General features: G+C 73.8%; 12 protein-coding genes. 3 read left to right on the top strand and 9 right to left on the bottom strand.

What is annotated here, in order from left to right; translation table 11 throughout:
- Nucleotides 1–95: 95 nt before the first annotated feature.
- A complete protein-coding gene (locus ACIP9H_RS28845) occupies nucleotides 96–2,717 on the top strand; it encodes an MXAN_6230/SCO0854 family RING domain-containing protein (protein WP_401597506.1) in 2,622 nt (873 codons plus the stop codon).
- A gap of 256 nt (nucleotides 2,718–2,973) precedes the next feature.
- On the opposite strand, the gene ACIP9H_RS28840 is transcribed toward ACIP9H_RS28845, so the two are convergent.
- The 3 genes from ACIP9H_RS28840 to ACIP9H_RS28830 form a co-directional block, all read right to left on the bottom strand.
- Entirely contained in the window at nucleotides 2,974–4,296 is a 1,323-nt protein-coding gene (locus tag ACIP9H_RS28840; RefSeq protein WP_401597503.1) for a DUF2637 domain-containing protein, read from the bottom strand.
- Nucleotides 4,297–4,414: 118 nt separating this feature from the next.
- Complete coding sequence (locus ACIP9H_RS28835; protein ID WP_401597501.1) at nucleotides 4,415–5,128, bottom strand: DUF3558 domain-containing protein; 714 nt, start codon at nucleotides 5,126–5,128, stop codon at nucleotides 4,415–4,417.
- Nucleotides 5,129–5,193: 65 nt separating this feature from the next.
- Entirely contained in the window at nucleotides 5,194–6,003 is an 810-nt protein-coding gene (locus tag ACIP9H_RS28830; protein ID WP_401597498.1) for a hypothetical protein, read from the bottom strand.
- A gap of 232 nt (nucleotides 6,004–6,235) precedes the next feature.
- On the opposite strand from ACIP9H_RS28830, the gene ACIP9H_RS28825 reads away from it, so the two are divergent.
- Entirely contained in the window at nucleotides 6,236–7,438 is a 1,203-nt protein-coding gene (locus ACIP9H_RS28825; protein WP_401597495.1) for an RtcB family protein, read from the top strand.
- 57 nt (nucleotides 7,439–7,495) lie between these two features.
- On the opposite strand, the gene ACIP9H_RS28820 is transcribed toward ACIP9H_RS28825, so the two are convergent.
- From ACIP9H_RS28820 to ACIP9H_RS28805, 4 genes are all read right to left on the bottom strand, one after another.
- Nucleotides 7,496–8,251 carry an SDR family NAD(P)-dependent oxidoreductase gene (locus tag ACIP9H_RS28820; protein ID WP_401597493.1) on the bottom strand — a complete coding sequence of 252 codons (756 nt, stop codon included), beginning with the start codon at nucleotides 8,249–8,251 and terminating at the stop codon, nucleotides 7,496–7,498.
- 151 nt (nucleotides 8,252–8,402) lie between these two features.
- A complete protein-coding gene (locus ACIP9H_RS28815) occupies nucleotides 8,403–9,140 on the bottom strand; it encodes a hypothetical protein (protein WP_401961561.1) in 738 nt (245 codons plus the stop codon).
- A 537-nt stretch (nucleotides 9,141–9,677) separates the two neighbouring features.
- Entirely contained in the window at nucleotides 9,678–10,520 is an 843-nt protein-coding gene (locus tag ACIP9H_RS28810; protein WP_401597488.1) for a bifunctional 5,10-methylenetetrahydrofolate dehydrogenase/5,10-methenyltetrahydrofolate cyclohydrolase, read from the bottom strand.
- Nucleotides 10,517–11,137: a cyclodeaminase/cyclohydrolase family protein gene (locus tag ACIP9H_RS28805; protein ID WP_401961558.1), complete on the bottom strand. Its 621-nt coding sequence runs from the start codon at nucleotides 11,135–11,137 to the stop codon at nucleotides 10,517–10,519. The genes ACIP9H_RS28810 and ACIP9H_RS28805 overlap by 4 nt, the downstream gene beginning before the upstream one ends.
- 65 nt (nucleotides 11,138–11,202) lie before the next feature.
- Here ACIP9H_RS28805 and ACIP9H_RS28800 point away from each other — a divergent pair, with 65 nt between their 5' ends.
- Complete coding sequence (locus ACIP9H_RS28800; protein WP_401597483.1) at nucleotides 11,203–12,186, top strand: phosphotransferase family protein; 984 nt, start codon at nucleotides 11,203–11,205, stop codon at nucleotides 12,184–12,186.
- 2 nt (nucleotides 12,187–12,188) lie between these two features.
- Here ACIP9H_RS28800 and ACIP9H_RS28795 read toward each other — a convergent pair whose 3' ends face one another.
- On the bottom strand, nucleotides 12,189–12,671 hold the full coding sequence (locus ACIP9H_RS28795; protein WP_401961556.1) for a hypothetical protein: 483 nt from the start codon (nucleotides 12,669–12,671) through the stop codon (nucleotides 12,189–12,191).
- 146 nt (nucleotides 12,672–12,817) lie between these two features.
- Nucleotides 12,818–14,644, bottom strand: coding sequence for a LamG-like jellyroll fold domain-containing protein (locus tag ACIP9H_RS28790; protein ID WP_401961553.1), 1,827 nt, complete (start codon nucleotides 14,642–14,644; stop codon nucleotides 12,818–12,820).
- Between the last annotated feature and the right edge of the window lie 501 nt (nucleotides 14,645–15,145).

Here is a 15,145-nt window from a genome sequence, read left to right as displayed (position 1 = left end):
GGGCGTGCTTCCTTCTCACCGCTAAGTCGCATTCTTGCGATGGATTTCAGCGCGCCCATTTCCCGCCCTGAGGTCAACCAGGGGGAGAAACAGCGATGTTCACGACCACGACCGCACCCGCCACGACCGTTCCGCGTCCGCTCGCGGCCGTCATGCTCGCCCGCCGCGGAGCCGTCTACCTGCCCTCCGCCCCGGTGGGCGGGTCGCTCGGCAGCGCCGCCGGTGCGGCGCTGCTGGAGGCCGACCTCCTGGACCGCGGCTACCTGATGTCGTCCGGGCTGCGCGAAGCGCTCGCCGGGCGCGGCGAGACCGCGCTGGCCGCCGCGGGCCGCGCGCTGCTGGCCGACATCGACGAGGCGCTCGGCGCGGACAGGCCGCACGTGCCGCTGTTCCGCGACTTCCCCACCAGCACACCGGCCGACACGTTCGCGTTCTACGTCGATCGCGTGCTGACCCTGCTCTTCCAGTACCCGGAGCAGCCGTGCGTCCTGTGCGGCACGGACGGCACCGTCCACGCCGTCTCGCCCTGCGCGCACCTGGTGTGCCGGAGCTGCTTCGACGGCGCGGACTTCTCCGCGTGCCCCGTCTGCCACCGCCGCATCGACGCCGACGACCCCTTCCTGCGGCCGCGCCGGCCGCGCCGCTTCGGCGGCCGCCGCCGCGCCCTCCCCGAGCGGCTGCGCGTCCTGCACCACGGCGGCGACCTCGCCGCCCGGGACGCGGACGCGGTGCGCGAGATCCACGGGCTCCTCGCCAGGACCGGCGCCCTGAGCCCGCAGGACGCCGACGATTTGGCGGCACTGCTGGAGACCCGCGACCGGGCGGACGTCTCCTGGCTGCCCGAGCACATCCCCGGCCGCGAGACCAAGGCCCGCGTCCTGGCCTGGTTGCTGGCGGACGCCGCCGCCCACGGGACGACGGTCCCGGCCGCGACCGCCCGCATCGACACGGCGACCGACATCCTGCGGCTGCTCGCCGTGCGCTCCGGCGGCGACCCCGGCCTGGTCGACCTGCCGCGCTTCGTCTCGGTGCCCCGGCCGCTGCGGCGCGCCCTGCTCGGCGTGCTGGAGGGCCTGGCCCCCGACCTCGCCGTGCAGGACATGCGCCGGCACCGGCACGCGTGGCTGCGGGTCGCCGAACTGCTGCACCCCTTCGAGTACGCGGACCGCTTCCCCCGGGCGGCACTGGCCGTCGCGGCGCTGCGCGACACCCGGCTCGCCGACGGCGACGCGCTCACCGCGACCCTGCGGACGGCGGCCGGCGCGGACACGCGGATCGACGCCACCGGGACCACGGTCCGGGTGCGCGGCTGGGCGGGCCGGGTCGAGGCCGCGCTGCACGCCACGGACGTGCCGGCCGCTGTCGTCCTGCTGGCGCAGAGGCCGGGCGAGTTCGTGCGCCGACTCGACCACCTGCTGCGGCTGTCGGTCGCCGAGGACGCCGACACCGTCCTGTCCGCGCTGGAGCCCGCGGTGACGCGGGTGTCGCCCGCCGTGCTGCTGTCCGCGCTCGGCGAGCTGCGCAGCCGTCTCCGCGCGGTCCCCACCCGCGTGTTCTTCCCCAAGGGCGGCACTGCCAAGGCGCACTTGGTGGAGGACGACCGGCTGCCCATCGGGGCCGACGTCGTCGCGCGGGCCGTCGCCGTGCTGGAGGCCGAGGTGCTGCGGAGGGCGGCGCAGGGGGAGGCCGCCGACGTCGCCGTCGTGGACACGGGCCTGGACGGCGTGATCGCGCCGTTCACCGAGCGCACGGCCTCGCGCGCCCTGGTCACGCTGCCGCGCGGCAGCGAACTGCCCGTCCCGGACGGGCGGACCCTGCGGCTGTTCCTGCACTGGATGGAGAGCGAGGAGTCCGGCCGGACCGACCTGGACCTGTCCACGGCGCTGTTCGACGCCGAGTGGAACGCGGTCGGCCACTGCGACTACACGCGCCTGCGGTTCGGGGCGGACGCCGCCGTGCACTCGGGCGACCTGACCAGCGCCCCGGCGCCGCGGGGCGCGGCGGAGTTCGTGGACCTCGACCTGGACGCGCTCGCGGCCGCCGGGGTCCGCCATGTGGTCGCGGTGGTCTTCTCGTTCAACAGCGTCCCGTTCGAGGCCCTGGCCGAGGCGTTCGCCGGGCTCATGGTCCGCGAGCTGCCCGGGAACCGGGGGCCGGTCTTCGACGCCCGCGCCGTGGAGCAGCGCTACGACCTGACCGGCCGGGCCCGGGCGAGCGTGCCGCTGGTCGTCGACGTGGTGAACCGCACGATGCGCTGGCTGGACGTGACGAAGGGCGTCACCGGCACGCACCACTCGGTCGCGCGGCACGGGGACGACCTCGGCCTGCTCGGCAAGGCCCTGACCGCCCAGTTCGCCTCCGGCGCCCGCGTGGGCCTGGGCGAACTGGCCGTGTGGCAGGCGGCCGCCCGCGCCGCGACGGTGCTGCTGCGGCACACGGACGGCTCGGTGACGGCGTACCGGCGCCGCGCCGGGGAGGCGGTGGCCGGCTTCGCGGCCCGGATCGGGTCGCCCGACGCGGACGGCGACGTCGAGGTGCCCGAGGCACTCGGGCGGGCTCGGCTGGCCTGGCTGATCCGCGGGGACCTCGAACTTCCCGAGGGCGGCGAGGTGTTCGCGCTGCACCCGGCGGGGCTCGACGCGTCGCGGGTGCGGCTGCTGTCGGCGGCGGACGTCGTCGCCGCGCTGCCCCCGGCCCCGGCCGCGGTGACCAGGTGATGCGCCACGCGGCGGGCCCTACGGTCGTACGGGGGGCGGGCATTGCCCGCCCGGCGCACGCTCGTCCGCCCGCCGGAAAAGGGGCCTCCCCATGTGCCCGGGCGAGCGCGCGTTCGGCACGTCCGGCGTATGGAACCGTGTGGACCACGGGGTCCGCGCCGTGAGGCCTGCCGGCACATGATGCGCCAGGGCTCATCACGGAACCTGGCGCTGCACACCCGTCATCGGGCGCCGAACAGTCCGGCCTCTGTCGGCCCTACGCGATGTGGTCTTCCATCATCTGACTGTTGAGACGGGCCGCGAACTGGTCGTGGTAGCCGCTCAGCTCGCGAGCCGAGTAGCTCACCCCGTACGCAGCCAGGATGTTCGCGGCGAAAGCGCCGGGTGTGGGCATGCCCTCGCCCTCTATCGACTGCCGGAACACCCGGTACAGGTCCTCGTCCGAGGGCATCGCGTCCGCTATGCCCTCGCCGAGGGGACGCGTCCCACCCGCGCCGTTCGGCACCTGCAGGGACGGCTCCGGCGCCTGCTCCTGGACCGGTACGGGCAGCTGCTCCGGAGCAGGCTCGGGAGCGCGGGGCTGCGGTACCGGGGCCTGCTGCGGCCGTCCGTTGGCGAAGGCCTGCTGCTGTGGCGGCGCATATGCGTAAGGCTCGCTGTGCGGGTCGTAGCCGCCCCGGTAGGGCACGGGCTCAGGAGCGGCGAACCACTGGTTCGGCTGTTCCCCCGCATTCGCCGGCGTCGGTGCCTGGGCGGGCGTCGTGGCCCGAGCGAGCCCGGACTCGTGATGCTGCGGTACGACGGCAGGAGCCGCTGCTTGCGCGGGCCACAGCTGCTCGGTTCCTGCCGCGGTGAGACCGGCCGGTTCCGGGGCGGGCAGCGCGGCGGGCGCCGGCGCCGACGGCACCTCGATGCCGGCCGCCGCGAGGCCGACGGGCCCGGTCTCGGTGAGCGGGACGCCGAAGCGGGCGAGCCGCAGCGGCATCAGCGACTCCACCGGGGCCTTGCGGCGCCAGGCGCGGCCGTAGCGCGCGCGCAGCCGGGCCTGGTAGACGAGACGTTCCTGTTCCAGCCGGATGACCTCGTCGTAGCTGCGCAGCTCCCACAGCTTCATACGGCGCCACAGGCGGAAGGTCGGCAGCGGCGCCAGCAGCCAGCGGGCCAGGCGCACCGACTCCATGTGCTTGTCGGCCGTGATGTCGGCGATCCGGCCGATCGCGTGCCGGGCCGCCTCCACCGAGACCACGAAGAGGATCGGGATGATGCCGTGCATCCCGACGCCCAGCGGGTCCGGCCAGGCCGCCGCGCCGTTGAAGGCGATCGTCGCCGCCGTCAGCAGCCACGCGGTCTGGCGCAGCAGCGGGAAGGGGATGCGCAGCCAGGTCAGCAGCAGGTCCAGCGCGAGCAGGACCACGATTCCCGCGTCGACACCGACCGGGAAGACGTTGGCGAACCAGCCGAATCCCTTGGCGAGCGCGAGTTCGCGCACCGCCGCGTACGAGCCCGCGAAGCCGATCGCTGCGATGACCACCGCTCCGGCGACCACCACACCGACCAGGATGCGTTGCGTCCGGTTCATGCGTATCGCGGACACCCGCGACCCTCCAAGGCTCGGAAACTGGCCTGCCCAGCCTGCCACACGGGTCAATGGGCTTGTCGTACAAACGTGGTGAATCGGTACGGCGACGGGGGAGTTGTTACGCGTTCGCCGCCGCGACGGAAGCGGCGGCTTCCCTGGCCGCCTTCAAGGCGTTCTTGCGCAGTTCGTCGGCCGGCGGGGTCTTGGCGTCCTCCAGGCCGGCGCCGTTGTAGGTGAGCGCGACGACGGCGTTCCCGGAGCGGGCGACGACCGTGACGTCCCGGTACTCCTCCTTGTCCTTCGTGGTCCTGGAGGTGACCGCGGTGCCCGCGTCCCACGTCCCGGCGGCCGTGACGGTCTCGCTCGTGGCGCCCTTGGCGGCCTTCGCCTGCGCGACCAGCTCGTTGTAGCGCCGTACGGCCTGCTCCTCGGCGGAGCCGAGCCCGGCCACGGCGTCGTAGCGCTGGAGGGACACGTCCAGCCAGCGGTACTGGTAGCCGTTGAGGCCGTTCCAGGAGCAGCCGCCGCGCTCGTCGGCGGAGCCCGAGGTGACGGGCGTGCCCGAGCGCTTCTTCGCCTTCGGGACGAGGGACGCGACGGTCCTGGCGCCGACGGCCTCGCAGGCGACGGGCAGTTGCGCGTACTTCGCCGGGGCGACGGCCGGTGAGGCGGAGGCCGCGGGCGATCCCGAGGGGGACGCGGCGGACGCCGTCCGCTCCGCGCCGGCCTGTGCCTTCGGCGCGTCCGAGCCGGAGGAGCAGGCGGTGGCGAGGGTCACCGGCACGGCGGCGCAGGCGAGCAGACGGGCGAGGCGTGGGGCTGATCGGTGCATGTGTCCTTCGCTCACTTCTTCGCGTGTCCTGGCATGGCGCAAATGGCCAGACTACGCGGATCGCCTCATTCGTCCAGTTGATCTGCCAGTTCCGCGGCGACCTGGCGGGCGCCGGCCTGGAGGTCGGGACTGGGCGGTTCGACCGACTTGTCCATCGACCACTGGGAGAGGGCGACGGTGACGAGGACGTTGGCGATGCGGAAGACGACGGTCACGTCGCGGTGCAGGCCGGAGTCCCGGGTCACCAGTGCGTCGTCGAGGAAGGCGGCGTCACCGGGGCCGTCCAGGACGCGCGGCGCGAAGTCCGCCGGGGCGCCTGAGGGGCTGCCGCTCGGCGGTGCGGAAACCCCCGTCGAGCTGGGGCTCGTCGAGGGGTCGGGGGCGCCGGGGGGCGTGGCCGCGCCCGCCTGGCCGCCGGTGGGCACCAGGGGGACGTCGGCCTCCGCGGCGCGGGTGCGGTAGTCGGTCGCTGCCTGGTCGTCGTCGCTGACCGCGGGGTCGTACGACACCACGCGCTCCAGGTCGATCTGGAGGTACCGGTTGCCGAGGGCGGTCCGGCCCATCCACTTGCAGCCGACCTTGCGGTCCGTGTCGAACGTCACGCTCGCCTCGCCCGCGGCGTCGCCCGCGTTCGGCACGAGCGACGCGATGGTCGCGGCGGAGACCGAGCCGCACGGCTCGGGCAGCACGCGGTACTTGCCGGGCGGGGCCGCCGCGACGGTCTGGGCGCCGTTGGCCGCGTCGGCGGCGGCCGTGCCGCTCCCCGCGTCGCCGGAGCCGCTGCAGCCGGCCAGCGCCGCGGCGGCCAGTGCCACGGCGCACGTCCCGCTCAGCAGTGCCCGGACCCGGTTGGCGCGGTCTCCCGATGGCTGCACTGAGGTGGCCCCTTCCTCCGGCGGTGGCCCGGCGCTCACGTAAATCCCTTGGCGGGCGATGACACCGGGTAGACACAATGTCTACCGCACCGGCCGCGGCCGTCGCCGGGCCCGGGGGCTGTATGGATGACTTCCTCCCTGATGTCGTTTTTTATTGATGCATGGCTTTTATTCATTTTTGAGTGCTTTATTGGTTGAACCGTTCCATGAACCACCCCTGGGGGAAACGCAGATGTCCACATCCACCTACACCGAGGTCCCCGGCGTCCGGGTGCCGATCCGCATGTGGACCGACCCGGCCGCGGTCGAGGGCGTCGCGATGCAGCAACTGCGCAACGTCTCCTCGCTCCCGTGGATCAAGGGCCTCGCGGTCATGCCCGACGTCCACTACGGCAAGGGCGCCACGGTCGGCTCCGTCATCGCCATGCACGGCGCGGTCTGCCCCGCCGCGGTCGGTGTCGACATCGGCTGCGGCATGAGCGCCGTCAAGACCTCTCTGACGGCCAACGACCTGCCCGGCGACCTGTCGCGGCTGCGCTCCAAGATCGAGCAGGCCATCCCGGTGGGCCGGGGCATGCACGACGAGGCGGTCGACCCGGGCCGCCTGTACGGCCTGCCGGCGAGCGGCTGGGACGGATTCTGGGACGGCTTCGACGACCTCGCCGAGCCGGTCAGGTTCCGGCAGGAGCGCGCGGTGAAGCAGATGGGCACCCTCGGGTCGGGCAACCACTTCATCGAGGTCTGCCTCGACGAGGAGGGCTCGGTCTGGCTGATGCTGCACTCGGGTTCGCGCAACATCGGCAAGGAACTCGCCGAGCACCACATCGGCGAGGCCCAGAAGCTGCCGCACAACCAGGGCCTGATCGACCGCGACCTGGCCGTCTTCATCGCGGACACCCCGCAGATGGCGGCGTACCGGCGCGACCTGTTCTGGGCGCAGGACTACGCGAAGCGCAACCGCGCGATCATGATGGCCCTGTTCCAGGAGGTGCTGCGGCGCGAGTTCCGGAAGGCCAAGGTCACTTTCGACCAGGTCATCTCCTGCCACCACAACTACGTGGCGGAGGAGCGGTACGAGGGCATGGACCTGCTCGTCACCCGCAAGGGCGCGATCAGGGCCGGCAGCGGCGACTACGGGATCATCCCCGGTTCCATGGGCACCGGTTCGTACATCGTCCGCGGCCTCGGCAACCCCGACGCCTTCAACTCCGCCTCGCACGGCGCGGGCCGCAAGATGAGCCGCAACGCGGCGAAGAAGCGGTTCTCCACGCGGGACCTGGAGGAGCAGACCAGAGGCGTCGAGTGCCGCAAGGACTCGGGTGTCGTGGACGAGATCCCCGGCGCCTACAAGCCGATCGAGAAGGTCATCGAGCAGCAGCGGGATCTCGTGGAGGTCGTCGCGAAGCTCAAGCAGGTCGTCTGCGTCAAGGGATGACGCGCGTGCCCCCGGGCCGGCGCCGCCGGTCCGGGGGACGGCCGTGTCCGGCCCGGGTCACGGCTCGCGGTGCACCCGGTGCTGGGCGGCCTGGGCGCGGGGGCGGACGACCATGAGGTCGACGTTCACATGGGCGGGGCGGGTGACGGCCCAGGTGACGGCGTCGGCGATGTCGTCGGAGGTGAGGGGCTCGGCGACGCCCGCGTAGACCGCGGCGGCCTTCTCCTCGTCACCGTGGAAGCGGGTGAGGGCGAAGCCCTCCGACTTCACCATGCCGGGCGCGATCTCCACGACCCGGACGGGCTGCCCGAGCAGTTCCAGGCGCAGGGTGCCGGCGAGGGCGTGCGTGCCGTGCTTGGCGGCGACGTAGCCACCGCCGCCCTCGTAGGGCGTGAGGGCCGCGGTGGACGACAGGATCACCACGGTGCCGTCACCGGAGGCGACGAGCTTCGGCAGCAGCGCCTGCACGGTGTGGAGCACACCCAGCACGTTCACCTCGTACATCGTCCGCCACTCCTCGGGATCGGCGGTCGCGACGGGGTCGGCGCCGAGCGCGCCCCCGGCGTTGGCGAAGAGCACGTCGCAGCGGTCCAGGGACCCGGCGAGCGCGTCGACCGCGGCGCGGTCGGTGACGTCGAGGGCGACGGCGGCGGCGGAGTGGCCGGCCGCGGTGAGCTCCTTGGCGAGGGCGTCGAGCCGGTCGGCGCGGCGGGCGGTGAGCACGACGTGGTAGCCGGCTTCGGCGAGCCGGCGGGCGGTGGCGGCGCCGATGCCGCTGCTCGCTCCGGTGACGACTGCGGTACGGGGGCTCATGTCGTGCTGCCTTTCGCTCTCGCCGGTACGCGGCTGCGCTGCCTGGCCATGAGGGGAGCATAGGCGGGCCGCCGCTGGGGGAGCGCACGGTGGTGGGCCGCCCGAACCACCCGCGCGGGACCGGCGGGGCGCGGCAGGTGGGGCGGCGGGGTCAGGCGCTCTGGTCGCCGGTGGCGGAGGTCGACGCCTTGGCGAGTCCGGCGAGGGCGTCCTTGGCCGCGGCCAGCGCGCCGTCGCGCACCTCGGAGACGCCGGGCGCCTTCTTGGACTCGAAGTCGCTGCCGTTGTAGGTGACGGTCACGACCGCGTTGTCCTTGCGGAAGACCACGACGGCCTCGCGCGTCTGCTGCCCGTCCTCCGTGGTCACCTGGATGGACATGGACGCCTCGTCGCCGATGCCCGCTGCGGTGTTCGGCTTCTTCGAGCGGTCGTACGAGGCCTGCGCCGCCTTCTCGGCGCTCTGCCCGTTGCCGCTCGAGGCGACCTCGAAGGTCACGTCCAGCCAGCGGTAGTCGAAGCCCTTGAGCGCGTTCCAGGAGCAGCCCGTGCGGTGCGAAGGGTCGGTGAGGGCGAGCGACTTGCCCGCCGTCTTGGCCTCCGGCACCAGCTTCTTGATCGTGGCCGCCGTCATCGCCGTGCAGGGCGCGGGCGGTTTGGTGTACGTGATCGCCGGGGCCCCGGAGCTGCCGGGGGACTCCGCTGCGCCGGAGGGGCCGGAGCCGTTCGAGGAGCCGGAACCGCCGGAAGGCGCCGACGGCCGTGACGGGGAACCGCCGGCGGCCGACGGGCTCGCGGCGTCGTGCTGGGACGAGGCCATCGTCCAGCCGACGATGGCGAGTACGGCGGTGGGCAGCAGACGAGCCGCGAGAGTGAGGGGCAGGGGCGCCACAGCGGTCTTCTCTTCGTCGGTCCTGTGAAACAGCGGGACAACAGCCGGGGGAACGCAAGGGAGGGCGGAAAGGGGCGCACGAGGCCGGTGGGGCCTGAGCGTACGACGTGTAGATGAGATTGCCATACGAAAGTAGTCCGGGAACAGAGCAAGTGCGTAGGGCTTGTGCCACCCGGCGTGACGGGTGTAGCCGCGCGCCCCCGTACGGGAGGTCCTGCGGACCGGCTCCACCGCGGCCCCGGGCACCCCGGGGAGGCGCCGCGGTGCCGTCGGCGTGAACTCCCGTACGTAGAACGCCTCGACGCCCCCGCGCGCCACCGGGTCCATGTGCGGTGCGGCGGGCTTTGGACAGAGCGCGGTGCCGCGGGCCGCCGGGGCCCGGCCGGCAGCACCAGCAGGGCGTTGAGGACGCCGCGCGTGCCTGCGGAGCAGTGAGGCGGCGGCCTCCACCTCCGGGGTGGGCGCGTCGCCGGCGCAGGGCAGGACGACGTGCCGAGCGCACGGAGGACGGGCACCCTCCCCTCCAGGGGGAGGACGTCAGTCCGCCGCCCGCACCACGTGCTGGAGCAGGAGCGCGGTGGTCACCGGGCCCACACCGCCGGGGACCGGGGTGAGCGCGCCCGCGTGCGGCATGACCGAGGCGGCGTCCACGTCGCCGACGAGACCGCCCTCGGGGGTGGGGTTGGTCCCGACGTCGATCACGACGGCCCCGGGACGCACATGCGCGGCCGAGATCAGTCCGGGGCGGCCGGCCGCCGCGACGACGACGTCCGCGCCGGCGGTCACGGCGGCCAGGTCGGGGGTGCGGGAGTGGCAGACGGTCACCGTGGCGTCCCGGTCGAGCAGCAGGAGCGCCGCGGGCTTGCCGACCACCGTGGAGCGGCCGACGACGGCGACGTGCCGGCCGGACAACTCGATCCCGTGGTGCTCCAGGAGCGCCACGACCGCCTCCGCCGTCGCCGGGGCGAACGCGGGCAGCCGCGCGGCGAGCCGGCCGAGGCTGACCGGGTTGGCGCCGTCGACGTCCTTGCCGGGCGGAACGGCCGACGCCAGGTCTTCCAGAGCGGCGCCCGCCGGCAGCGGGGTCTGCAGGATGACGCCGTGGACGGCGATGTCCTCGCCGAGCCGGGTGAGTTCGGCGCGCAGGGCGGCCGCGGTCGCCTCCGGGCCCAGGTCGTGGATGTCGCAGACGATGCCGGACGCGGCGGCGGCGCGCGCGATGGAGCGCACGTACCAGGCGCTGGACTCGTCGGCGGTGGCGACGACGACCGCGAGCCGGGGCGGCCGTCCCGCCGCCGTCAGCGCGGCGGCGCGGGCGGTGGTCTCCTCCCGCAGGGCGGCGGCGAGTTCCCTGCCCGACAGGGTGCGTGCGGGGCTCATCGCGCGATCTCCCGGCGTACGGCGGCGGTCACGCGGTCGGCACGGTCCATGAGCGGGCCGGCGGCGCCGGCGGTCGCGGAGAATCCGGCCCGGACGGTGCCGTCCTTGATGCCGCCGAGGTTGATCTCGATGTTGACCCGCGCGGTTCCGGCGGCGGCGCGGGCCGCCTCCGTGGCGGCGGCGACGTCCGACAGGACGTTGCGGTTGCAGATCGGCAGCAGTTCCTCGGCGAGCGCGACCACGCGCTCCGCGACGCCGACGACCTCGGCCGGCGGGCGGGCCGCGCCCTCCAGGGCGGCGGCGACGGCGGCCGAGCGGGCCGTCTTCTCCTCGTCGGTGCCCTTGGGCAGCCGGTAGGCGTCGGTGACGGCGGTGAAGGCGGTGGCGTCCTCGGCGCCCAGGCGCAGGGCGGTCTCGCGCAGTTCGTCGGCGGCCGCGGCGATCCGCCCGACGGCGGCGGCGTGCGCGGCGTACCGCTCGCCCGTGGTGTAGCGGGCGACCATCGCCACGAGGGATGCGCCCTGGGCCGCGTGCAGGGCCGCTGAGGCGCCCCCGCCCGGCGCCGGCACCCGGGCGGACAACTCCTCCAGGAACTCACCGATCGTCTGGTCGCGCATGCCCGCGATCCTTTCACGGCGGCAGGGCCGGACGGATGTGGGAGCGCTCTCCTACGATGCGGGTCATGCGGAGCCTCACCAAGCGCACTCTGACGTCCGATCAGCTCTCCGCCCTGCTGCGCGCGTCGGCCGGGACCGGCTGCCGCGTCGAGGCCGAGCTGACGGACGGCTGGTTCAACGCCGCCTACCGCGTGCGGCTCGACGACGGACGCCCCGCCGTGGTGAAGGTCGCGCCCCCGCCGGAGGCCGCCGTACTGCGCTACGAGCGCGGCATCATGGCGACGGAGATCATGGTGCACCGCCGGGCCGCCGCCCTCGACGGCGTTCCGCTGCCCGAACTGCTCCACGCGGGGCCGGACTTCATGGCGCTGTCCGTCCTGCCCGGAACGCCCTGGGACAAGGCCGCCGACCGCCTGCCACCCGGGCGGCAGGCCGCACTGCGCCGCGAACTCGGCCGGATCGCGGCGCGGCTGCACACCCTGACCTCGCAGGACGGCCGCTACGGCTACCCCGCCCCCGAGGCCGGGCTGTCGGCGGCGGACTGGCCGTCCGCCTTCGCCGCGATGGTCGAGGCGATGCTGGAGGACGCCGCGCGATGGCACTCCCCGCTCGGGGTGCCGGCCGGGGAGATACGGGAGCTGGTCGCCGCCGGCGCGTCGGCGCTCGCCCGGGTCGACCGGCCGCGGCTGGTCCACTTCGACCTGTGGCCCGGCAATGTCTTCGTCTCCGGCGACGGCACCGCCGTCACCGGCCTCATCGACCACGAACGCGCCTTCTTCGGCGACCCGGCGGCCGAACTGGTCTCCCTCGGCCTCGGCGGCGACACCGGCCCGGACAGCGATCTCGTCGCCGGCTACCGCGAGGCCGGCGGGCACCTGGACTTCGGGCCCGGCATGCGGCAGCGGCTGGCGCTCTACCGCCTCTACCTCGGCCTGATCATCGTCGTCGAGTGCGGTCCGCGCGGCTACGGCGCCGACCACCTGCGCAGCTGCCGTGCCGCGCTCGGGCGGTGGGCGGAGGAGGCCAGGGCCGCCGCGGCCGCCCGCTGAGGTCAGCCGGCGGAACCACCGGGCTGCACGACCATGTTGCGGCCGCCGAGCGGGCCGACCCGTCCGGCGTGGTCGGGCTGGTGCGCCGCCGGGGCCGCCCCCGGACCCGTACCGGTGCCGGTCCCGGTCACGACAGGGGGCGCCGCGTGCGCCCCCGAGGAGTGCTGCGCCGTGCCCGGGGTGATCGCCATCGGCGCCGCGGTGGTCGGCACGGCGGCGGCCGGTGCCGTGACAGCGCGGGTGGCGTCGGCCTTGGACTGCTCGTCCTTCTCCGGCGCGTGCGTCACCCCGAACCGGGTCCGCAGATGGTGCCCCGCCGCCTCGTCCAGACTCACCGGGCGCTGCAGCCGCACCGCCAGCCGGCTCGCCTCGCGGCCCAGTGCCGCCAGGTCCTCCCAGCGGAGGTGGACGACCAGGGGCAGTTCCGCCTCGCCGTCGGGAAGTGCCTGAAGTGCCTGGAAGGAGACGTTGCTCTGACTGTTCATCGGCCGGTCCTCACCCTCGTGACGATCTCGGGCAGCTTTTGTGCGGCACCCGCTACGCGAGGGGATACGCAGACCGCGCCCGCGGCGTTCACCCGGCCCGCCCCCGCCCTGTGCGGGCGGGGACGGGCTCAGGGGCGGCCGAGCGGCTACCGCGCGTTCATGAACTCACCGGGCTCCAGGGCGCGTTCGTTGATGCGGACATCGCCGATCCAGCCGTGCAGGAGCTGGTCGAGCTTGCCCCCGTACTCGTAGCCGCCGAGCATCCAGGGCAGGCCCAGGGCGGTGAGGCCGGAGGCGCGGGTGGAGGGGTTGCGGGCGACGGGGCAGCCGTCGACGTACATGGTGGTGTGGCGGCCGTCGTTGACGACGGCGACGTGCCACCAGGTGTCCAGCGGCAGCTCGTGGCCCCAGTTGGTGACCGAGCCGGCGGTGTTCAGCGGGTAGACGCACCACTGGAGCTCGCGCCCGCCGGACAGGCTGAGCGTCACGACCGGCTCGTCGGGGTCGCCCGCGGTCTTGCCGGCCTCGCGGCTGAGCCCCCAGCGGCTGAGCAGGGCGGCCCAGGCGTTGCGGCCCTCGTCCCAGTCGGCGGGGAGCTTGAAGAACGCCTCGAAGGTGTAACCGGAGCGGAACGTCGCCGAGTTGAGCGGGGCGTGGTCGCCGGTGGTCAGGTGGGCGCCGCGCAGCGGGCTCTTGTCGCCGGCGAAGTACAGGCTGGCGTGACCGGGCTGGTCGGGGTGGTGCTCGGCGGACCAGGTCAGGGCGGTCGCCGGGTCGGAGCCGGGCGCGACGACCTTGGTGAGGTCGTTGCCGCGGCCCGTCAGGTCGCGCACCCGGTCGGTGTCGTGGGAGGCGTCGAAGCGCCAGTACGCGACCGTGCCGGGGATCAGCATCCGCGAGGCCGGACGCGACGGGCGCGCGGCGACCGGGGCGAAGCCCGCGAAGCGCTCGGCGAAGTCGATGTCGACGGCGAAGCGGTCCTGCGGGCCCGTCAGCTCGACCTCCTCGCGCTCCAGTGCGTTCAGGCCCTCGCCGGCCCGGCCGAGGATCCAGGGGGAGACGGTCTCGACGTCGATGGTGTTGCGCGCCAGGTCGAAGCGGTAGAGCCGGATCATCGCGGCGCCGCCGTAGTAGCGGTTCTGGTAGTTCGTGATGTGCAGGTGGGTGGCATTGCCCGCGGCGTTGGTGCGGGTGGTCCGGGCGGGCGGCCAGAAGTGCCCGTTCAGGGTGAGGAAGATCTGGTCCGTGTCGTTGATCAGCTCGTCCCACAGCTCCTGGCCGTGGTCGGACAGCTGCGCCTCGTCGCCGTAGGTGTTCGCGTACACGACCTCGTGGGTCGTGAGGACCACCGGCGTGCCGGGGTGCCGCGCGACGACGTCCTTCGCCCAGGCGATGCCGCCCGGCGAGGGCCGCCAGTCCAGGGAGAGCACCATCCACTCGCGGCCGCCCGCGCGGAACAGGTGGTAGTGGTTGTAGCCGTCCGGGCTGGCGCCGCCGAACGTGGGCGCGTCGCGGTAGCGGTCCGGGCCGAAGACGTCCAGGTAGGGGGAGTCGCCCCGCTGGTCGTCGGTGGAGGAGTTGATGTCGTGGTTGCCCGCGACGACGCTGTAGGGCACGCCCTTGCGGTCCAGGATGCGGAACGCGTCGCCGACGGCGGCGAATTCACCGGCCTGGCCGTTCTGGGTGACATCACCCAGATGCGCCATGAAGACGATGTTCTCGTCCTTGCCGTGGTCCAGTAGGTACCGGAACGACGCCTCGACGGGGGCCGGGTGGATGCTCTCGCCGTCGAAGAGGTACTGCGTGTCCGGCATCACGACCAGCGTGAAGCGCGCGTCGTCGGTGTCGGGGCGCCAAGAGCCGCCGTGGCTCGTGCCGGCCGTCGCGGGGCCCGCCAGCCCCGCGCCGACGAGGACGGAACGGCGGCTCGCGCCGAGCTGAGGTCCGTCCGGTCTGTGGTGTGTGTCGCACATGGTGATCCCGCTCTCGGCCGTTGGGCAGCGTCGCCCGGACGCTACGGGCGGATCGCGGGCCCCGGCCCAACCGCCGGGGAAGGACGGGTGAACGGCGTCGGGACCGTCGTGTCGCCTGCGGAAAGGAGGGGTTGACCGAGTGTCGCCGGCTGACGGCCGGTTGTGAGACCAGCCACTTGGCGCCCGTTTCGGCGAGCCGTGCGGATTAACAGCAGGTAAACTCGCTGTTCGCTATTTGTGACGCCAGGTGAAAGGGCCCGTCGCCGTCCGGAACGGACGGGAGCGGAACGGGGATGTGCCAGGCGTATGCCAGTCGCGGGAGTAGCCCGCGAGCGGGGACAGCGCAGTCCCCGGCCGGCCGGTCGAGGTGTTGCCGGCACCGCAGTGGTCCTGAGCTTTTGGAGGGTTTGACATGCGTCGGTTCACGGCCATGAGTGACCGGATCGACCTGTTTGGAGCGTGCTTCGCCGCACCACCGGTGTCCGGTTCGCCCGAGCCGGG

The sequence above is a fragment of the Streptomyces sp. NPDC088732 genome (assembly GCF_044751205.1).
Lineage (GTDB): Bacteria > Actinomycetota > Actinomycetes > Streptomycetales > Streptomycetaceae > Actinacidiphila.
Note: the sequence above shows the minus strand (reverse complement) of the source record. Positions and strands in the feature narration are given on the sequence as shown.

Bases quoted from the DNA above. Each gene is read 5' to 3' on its own strand.
- ACIP9H_RS28845 (WP_401597506.1), top strand. From the start codon at position 96: ATGTTCACGACCACGACCGCACCCGCCACGACCGTTCCGCGTCCGCTC.
- ACIP9H_RS28840 (WP_401597503.1), bottom strand. From the start codon at position 4,296: ATGAACCGGACGCAACGCATCCTGGTCGGTGTGGTGGTCGCCGGAGCG.
- ACIP9H_RS28835 (WP_401597501.1), bottom strand. From the start codon at position 5,128: ATGCACCGATCAGCCCCACGCCTCGCCCGTCTGCTCGCCTGCGCCGCC.
- ACIP9H_RS28825 (WP_401597495.1), top strand. From the start codon at position 6,236: ATGTCCACATCCACCTACACCGAGGTCCCCGGCGTCCGGGTGCCGATC.
- ACIP9H_RS28820 (WP_401597493.1), bottom strand. From the start codon at position 8,251: ATGAGCCCCCGTACCGCAGTCGTCACCGGAGCGAGCAGCGGCATCGGC.
- ACIP9H_RS28810 (WP_401597488.1), bottom strand. From the start codon at position 10,520: ATGAGCCCCGCACGCACCCTGTCGGGCAGGGAACTCGCCGCCGCCCTG.
- ACIP9H_RS28805 (WP_401961558.1), bottom strand. From the start codon at position 11,137: ATGCGCGACCAGACGATCGGTGAGTTCCTGGAGGAGTTGTCCGCCCGG.
- ACIP9H_RS28800 (WP_401597483.1), top strand. From the start codon at position 11,203: ATGCGGAGCCTCACCAAGCGCACTCTGACGTCCGATCAGCTCTCCGCC.
- ACIP9H_RS28795 (WP_401961556.1), bottom strand. From the start codon at position 12,671: ATGAACAGTCAGAGCAACGTCTCCTTCCAGGCACTTCAGGCACTTCCC.
- ACIP9H_RS28790 (WP_401961553.1), bottom strand. From the start codon at position 14,644: ATGTGCGACACACACCACAGACCGGACGGACCTCAGCTCGGCGCGAGC.